This is a genomic window from Paenibacillus glufosinatiresistens, assembly GCF_031470375.1.
Classification (GTDB): Bacteria; Bacillota; Bacilli; order Paenibacillales; family Paenibacillaceae; genus Paenibacillus_AQ; species Paenibacillus_AQ glufosinatiresistens.
Genome location: NZ_JAVFHT010000042.1, coordinates 1 through 1,477, shown reverse-complemented (window position 1 = coordinate 1,477; position 1,477 = coordinate 1). Strand labels below are relative to the sequence as shown.

Genomic DNA, 1,477 nt, shown 5'->3' with positions numbered 1-1,477 from the left:
TGAACTGTGACCCGGATTGTGGACGGTAAATGTAAAGGGCCGGCAATCTTAACTGGCAAGCAGATGACTTCTGAATTCATCAGGGGTCATCTTTTTTAATGTCCATTGGTATCGTTCGGAATTGTAAAAGCTTATGTATTTCTCAACTCGAATTCTCACTTCCTCAATGGTCTGGCAATCGCTGAAGTTCACCTCGTCTTTCATATGGCCGAAGAATGACTCCATGGGGGCATTGTCCCAACAATTGCCCCTGCGAGACATGGATTGCTTAAAGCCTGTTTTGTTAATGAGAAGACGGGTTTTGGGATGGGTGTAATGCATCCCTTGATCAGAGTGTAGGATGGCTTCCGGATGTATGTTCCCGTCCAATCGTGCAACAAGTTGTTGAATGGTCCGTTCGACAATCGGAAGCTCCAGGGTGCCTGCAACACAATCGGCAAGGATCTGCCTGGTGGCCCCGTCTTTCACGCAGGAGAGGTATGCCCACTGTCCGCTTCCGTAGCGCAAGTAGGTGATGTCGGTTAGAAATACCTTCTCGGGCTCGCCTGGGTCAAACTGACGCTTTAACAAGTTGGGACATGTCTGGTGTTCCTGGGTTGCCTTGGCCATCTTACGGTAAGGATTCGCTTGTCGGATGACCGCGATTAGGCCTGCCTTGCGCATGAGGCGACGAATCTTCTTGTGGTTCATGATGACACCGCTCATTTGCTCAAGACGCATTTTGATGACTAGGGCGCCTGCTCTGCCGCGCAGCGTCTCAAAGTGTTGCCTGATGAGGGAGATGTCTGCCTCGTCAGCAGCTGCCCGAAGCTGGCGCTTATCCTCGGCTGCAAGCCATCTGTAGTAGCTGCTTGGACTAACGTCCACGAGCTTACACAGGTAGCGTGTCATCTGTTTCAGGCCATATGCACGGATGGTATGGTTAATGAGCTCAAAGCGCTCGGCGGCCGTTAGCGTTTCTTCTGCCGCTCGAGCGCCTCGAGCTTTTTTAGCAAGTCGACCTCTGCTTCGAGCAGTTTAATTTTGACCTGAGCTCGCTTCAACTCTTCTTCCACCGACAATTCACCGGCTGGCTTACGTCCCACGCTGTTTTTGCCACGTCGATCTGCAGCCAATTCTTCTTCACCGTATAGACCGGCGGCTTCGCGCCAACGCTTTAGGCTCTTTTTAGGCTTTTCATGTCCAATTACATCAAGGTCGAAGTCAGCCCGGATAAAGATCTCCGAAGGTGTCTGCCCTGCCTTGTAGGCCTGCAATGCTTCCAGTTTGAACGCAGGCTTGTACGTAATGGCTGACTCGGATACTCTCTCCACGTTGGGGTTTTCCTCCAACTTTTTTATTTGATCTTCTGTGAATTTGACCCGCTTCAACTTTCCCATTTTTGTTTCGCTCCTCTTCCTGTACCTTGATTAAAACACAAATGACCCACAAGAGGGGTCACTTTTTTCAAAGTGTCCTTCTTGTGGGTCACAGTTCA

At 50.3% G+C, this 1,477-nt stretch carries 1 protein-coding gene and 1 pseudogene; both read right to left on the bottom strand.

All coding sequences use genetic code 11. The annotated features are described in order from the left end of the window. Window positions 1-48: 48 nt before the first annotated feature. Window positions 49-930 (bottom strand): annotated as a pseudogene (locus tag RBI05_RS19210) (IS3 family transposase); the annotation flags it as partial. Between the two features lie 20 nt (window positions 931-950). Continuing rightward, window positions 951-1,379 (bottom strand): HTH domain-containing protein, encoded by a 429-nt coding sequence (locus RBI05_RS19205; protein ID WP_310552213.1) that lies wholly within the window; start codon window positions 1,377-1,379, stop codon window positions 951-953. Window positions 1,380-1,477: the final 98 nt, after the last annotated feature.

What these genes read in the sequence shown, in the direction of transcription:
- RBI05_RS19205 (WP_310552213.1), bottom strand. Translation starts at nt 1,379, where the DNA reads ATGGGAAAGTTGAAGCGGGTCAAATTCACAGAAGATCAAATAAAAAAG.